General features: G+C 62.8%; 4 protein-coding genes. All 4 read left to right on the top strand.

The genetic code is table 11. The features are described from left to right. A partial coding sequence (gene tig, locus VFL64_RS19320; protein ID WP_489542012.1) for a trigger factor occupies positions 1-1,259 on the top strand: 1,259 nt, incomplete at its 5' end. 144 nt (positions 1,260-1,403) lie between these two features. Next, complete coding sequence (gene clpP / locus VFL64_RS19315; RefSeq protein WP_489542011.1) at positions 1,404-2,030, top strand: ATP-dependent Clp endopeptidase proteolytic subunit ClpP; 627 nt, start codon at positions 1,404-1,406, stop codon at positions 2,028-2,030. A 124-nt stretch (positions 2,031-2,154) separates the two neighbouring features. Further along, positions 2,155-3,423, top strand: coding sequence for an ATP-dependent Clp protease ATP-binding subunit ClpX (gene clpX / locus VFL64_RS19310; protein ID WP_489542010.1), 1,269 nt, complete (start codon positions 2,155-2,157; stop codon positions 3,421-3,423). Positions 3,424-3,535: 112 nt separating this feature from the next. After that, positions 3,536-4,901: LON peptidase substrate-binding domain-containing protein (locus VFL64_RS19305; RefSeq protein WP_489542009.1), on the top strand; the 1,366-nt coding region annotated here is incomplete at its 3' end.

Below are 4,901 nucleotides of genomic sequence, written 5' to 3'. Positions count from 1 at the left end.
TGACGGTGCCGGCCACGACGATCCAGTCCGAAATCGAGTCGCGCCTGAAGAAGCTGTCGAAGACGGTGCGCGCCGACGGCTTCCGCCCCGGCAAGGTGCCGATGAGCGTCGTCGCCCAGCGCTACGGCTACTCGGTGCAGTACGAGGTGATGAACGACAAGGTCGGCCAGGCCTTCCAGCAGGCCACCAACGAAGCCAACCTGCGTGTTGCCGGCCAGCCCCGCATCACCGAAAAGGAAGCCGCGCCTGAGGGCCAGATGGCTTTCGACGCCACTTTCGAGGTCTATCCCGAGGTGAAGCTGGGCGACCTGAGCACTGCCGAGATCGAGCGTGTCAGCACCGAGGTGACTGAAGCGGCCATCGACAAGACGCTCGACATCCTGCGCAAGCAGCGCCGCACCTTCGCCCAGCGCGCCCAGGCCGAAGCGGCTGGCGAGGGCGATCGCGTCACCATCGACTTCGAAGGCAAGATCGACGGCGTGCCCTTCGACGGCGGCAAGGCCGAAGGCTTCCAGTTCATCATCGGCGAAGGCCAGATGCTGGAACAGTTCGAGAAGGCCGTGCGCGGCATGAAGACCGGCGACTCCAAGACCTTCCCGCTGCAGTTCCCCGAGGACTACCAGGGCAAGGACGTGGCTGGCAAGGAAGCTGACTTCATGGTCACGCTGAACAAGGTCGAAGCCCAGAACCTGCCCGAGGTGAACGAAGCCCTGGCCAAGGCGCTTGGCATTGCCGACGGCACCGTGGAAGGCCTGCGCGCCGACATCAAGAAGAACCTCGAGCGCGAAGTGAAGTTCCGCGTGCTGGCACGCAACAAAGCCGCGGTGATGGATGCGGTGGCCAAGAGCGCCGAGCTCGACCTGCCGACCTCTCTGGTCAAGGGCGAAACCGACCGCATGATCGAGAACGCCCGCGCCGACTTGAAGAAGCGCGGCATCAAGGACGCCGACAAGGCCCCGATCCCCGAGGAGCTCTTCAAGCCCCAAGCCGAGCGCCGCGTGCGCCTGGGCCTGGTGGTGGCCGAGCTGGTTCGTGCCAACAACCTGCAGGCCAAGCCCGAGCAGTTGCAGGCTCACATCGAAGAGATGGCCCAGAGCTACGAGAAGCCGGCTGAAGTGGTGCGCTGGTACCTGAGCGACCGCAACCGCATGGCCGAGGTCGAGGGGGTTGTGATCGAGAACAACGTCACGGACTACGTTCTCTCCAAGGCCAAAGTGACCGACAAGGCGCTGCCGTTCGACGAACTGATGGCCGGCTGATCGCCGCTTCGTTCACGCGAAGAGGGCGCCGGGCCGAAAGGCTCTGGCGCCCTTGTTGTTTGTTGTGATGGTTTGCATGGCGTCTCTCTTGACGCGACATAATCCGACCCAACCTGTACCGATCATTCTTCAAGGACACGTCACATGAGCGCGCTGGACACACAAGGCTTGGGCATGGTGCCCGTCGTCATCGAACAGTCGGGCCGCGGCGAGCGCGCCTACGACATCTACAGTCGCTTGCTGCGCGAGCGCATCATCTTCCTGGTCGGCCCCGTCACCGACCAAACCGCCAGCCTGGTGGTGGCGCAGTTGCTCTTCCTGGAGAGCGAAAACCCCGACAAGGACATCCACTTCTACATCAACTCGCCGGGCGGTTCGGTCACGGCCGGCATGTCGATCTTCGACACCATGGAGTTCATCAAGCCCGACGTCTCCACCATGTGCGTCGGCATGGCTGCCAGCATGGGCTCCTTCCTGCTGATGGCCGGTGCCAAGGGCAAGCGCTTCTCATTGCCGAATGCGCGCGTCATGATCCACCAGCCTTCGGGCGGCGCGCAGGGCCAGGCCACGGATATCGAGATCCACGCCCGCGAGATCCTCAAGACCCGCGAGCAGCTCAACAAGATCTACGCCGAGCGCACGGGCCAGCCGCTGGAGAAGATCCGCGCCGACATGGAACGCGACTTCTTCATGGACCCGGAAGAAGCAAAGGCTTATGGGCTGATCGACCAGGTCGTGAACAGACGCGCAGTTCCGGGTGCCGCCACCTGACACCAAACCACTGGGGCAACGCCCGTAACAGCGATCAAAACGGGGCCTTTTTTCCCTCCTAGGCCCCGTTTTCTTTTGCTCTATCATCCACTCAGCCTCTTCTACGCCTCAGCGCCCCCCATACATGGCCGAAAAAAAAGGCTCCTCCAGCGAGAAAGTTCTTTACTGCTCCTTTTGCGGCAAAAGCCAGCATGAGGTGAAGAAGCTCATCGCAGGCCCATCGGTTTTCATCTGCGACGAGTGCATCGAGCTGTGCAACGACATCATTCGCGATGAAGTTCCAGCAGACACCCCCGAGGCCCGCGCTGCGAAGTCCGACCTGCCGGTCCCGAGCGACATCAAGGCGAGCCTCGATCAGTACGTGATCGGCCAGGAGGCGGCCAAGCGCACGCTCGCGGTGGCCGTCTACAACCACTACAAGCGCCTCAAGCACATGGCCACCACCAAGGACGAGGTGGAACTGGCCAAGAGCAACATCCTGCTGATCGGGCCCACGGGCTCCGGCAAGACCTTGCTGGCGCAGACCCTGGCGCGCCTGCTCAACGTGCCCTTCGTGATCGCTGACGCCACCACGCTGACCGAAGCCGGTTACGTGGGCGAGGACGTCGAAAACATCATCCAGAAGCTGCTGCAGAACTGCAACTACGACGTCGACAAGGCGCAGCGCGGCATCGTCTACATCGACGAGATCGACAAGATCTCGCGCAAGGCCGACAACCCCTCCATCACACGCGACGTGTCGGGCGAGGGCGTGCAGCAGGCCTTGCTGAAGCTGGTCGAAGGGACCATGGCTTCCGTGCCGCCGCAAGGTGGCCGCAAGCACCCCAACCAGGACTTCCTGCAGATCGACACGACCAACATCTTGTTCATCTGTGGCGGTGCGTTCGACGGGCTGGAGAAGGTGATCCAGAACCGCTCCGAGAAGTCGGGCATCGGCTTCGGCGCCACGGTGCACACCAAGAGCGAGAAGCGGGTGTCCGAAGTCTTCCGCGAAGTCGAGCCCGAAGACCTGATCAAGTTCGGCTTGATCCCCGAACTGGTCGGTCGCCTGCCTGTGGTGGCCACGCTGGGTGAACTGACCGAAGAGGCGATGGTGCAGATCCTCACCGAGCCGAAGAACGCGCTGGTCAAGCAGTACCAGAAGCTCTTCGCCATGGACGGCGTGGAGCTTGAGATCCGCCCATCTGCGTTGACCGCCATCTCGCGCAAGGCGCTGGCCCGCAAGACCGGCGCCCGCGGCCTGCGCTCGATCATGGAATTGAGCCTGATCGACACCATGTTCGAATTGCCCACACTGGACGGTGTGGCCAAGGTGGTGCTCGACGAGCACACCATCGAAGAGAACGCCAAGCCCCTGTTGGTGTACCGCGAACAGGCGAAGGCCAGTGCCTGAGCCCGTCTCGCTGCTGAGACTGAGGATCCTGAATGGCCCGTGCGCAGTAAGGCGCGGGCATCTTGCAAATGAACGCTCGGGCCCTATGTGGGCTTGAGAAAGAGAGGTTCCAATGTCCGGACATCCCGTTTTGCCTGCTGAACCGATCACGATGCCGCTGCTTCCGCTGCGCGACGTGGTGGTGTTCCCCCACATGGTGATCCCGCTGTTCGTGGGTCGCCCCAAGTCCATCAAGGCACTCGAAGCTGCGATGGAAGCCGGTCGCCAGATCATGCTGGTGGCGCAGCGTGCTGCCGGCAAGGACGAGCCCAAGCCTGACGACATGTTCGAGGTCGGCTGCGTCTCCAGCATCCTGCAGATGCTCAAACTGCCCGACGGCACGGTGAAGGTGCTGGTCGAAGGCATCCAGCGCGCCAACACCTTGTCCATCAGTGACAACGGCGAACACTTCATGGCCGAGGTGAGCCCTGTGCCGCCCGAGACCGACGCCAAGCCGGAAGTCGAAGCCCTTCGCCGCGCGGTGACGCAACAGTTCGACCAGTACGTCAAGCTCAACAAGAAGATCCCGCCGGAGATCCTCACCTCCATCGCGGGCATCGACGATGCTGGTCGCCTGGCGGACACCATCGCGGCGCACTTGCCCCTCAAGCTCGAGAACAAGCAGTCGGTGCTCGACCTCTTTGCCGTCGACAAGCGGCTGGAGAAGCTGCTCGAGCAGCTCGAGCACGAAGTCGACATCCTGCAGGTTGAAAAGCGCATCCGTGGCCGCGTCAAACGCCAGATGGAGAAGAGCCAGCGCGAGTACTACCTGAACGAGCAGGTCAAGGCCATCCAGAAGGAACTCGGTGACGGCGAAGAAGGCGCCGACATGGAGGAGCTGGAAAAGAAGATCATTGCCGCGAAGATGCCCAAGGACGCGCGCAAGAAGGTCGATGCCGAGCTGAAGAAGCTCAAGTTGATGTCGCCCATGTCGGCCGAGGCCACCGTGGTGCGCAACTACATCGACACGCTGATCAACCTGCCCTGGACCAAGAAGACCAAGATCAAGCACGACCTTGCCCACGCGGAAGACGTGCTGAACGAGGATCACTACGGCCTGGAGAAGGTCAAGGACCGCATCCTCGAGTACCTCGCGGTGCAGCAACGCGTCGACAAGGTCAAGGCGCCGATCCTGTGCCTGGTCGGGCCCCCCGGCGTCGGCAAGACCTCGCTCGGCCAGTCGGTCGCGCGGGCCACCGGGCGCAAGTTTGTCCGCATGGCGCTGGGCGGCGTGCGTGATGAAGCCGAGATCCGCGGCCACCGTCGCACCTACATCGGCTCCATGCCGGGCAAGGTGCTGCAGAGCCGGTCGAAGGTCGGCACGCGTAATCCGCTGTTCCTGCTCGACGAGATCGACAAGCTGGGCATGGACTTCCGTGGCGACCCGTCGTCGGCGCTGCTGGAAGTGCTCGACCCTGAGCAGAACCACACCTTCAGCG

Origin of the sequence: Rhizobacter sp., from assembly GCF_035702065.1 — a bacterium.
GTDB lineage: Bacteria > Pseudomonadota > Gammaproteobacteria > Burkholderiales > Burkholderiaceae_C > Rhizobacter.
This window is presented reverse-complemented; position numbering and strand designations above follow the sequence as displayed.

What these genes read in the sequence shown, in the direction of transcription:
- clpP (WP_489542011.1), top strand. Translation starts at nt 1,404, where the DNA reads ATGAGCGCGCTGGACACACAAGGCTTGGGCATGGTGCCCGTCGTCATC.
- clpX (WP_489542010.1), top strand. Translation starts at nt 2,155, where the DNA reads ATGGCCGAAAAAAAAGGCTCCTCCAGCGAGAAAGTTCTTTACTGCTCC.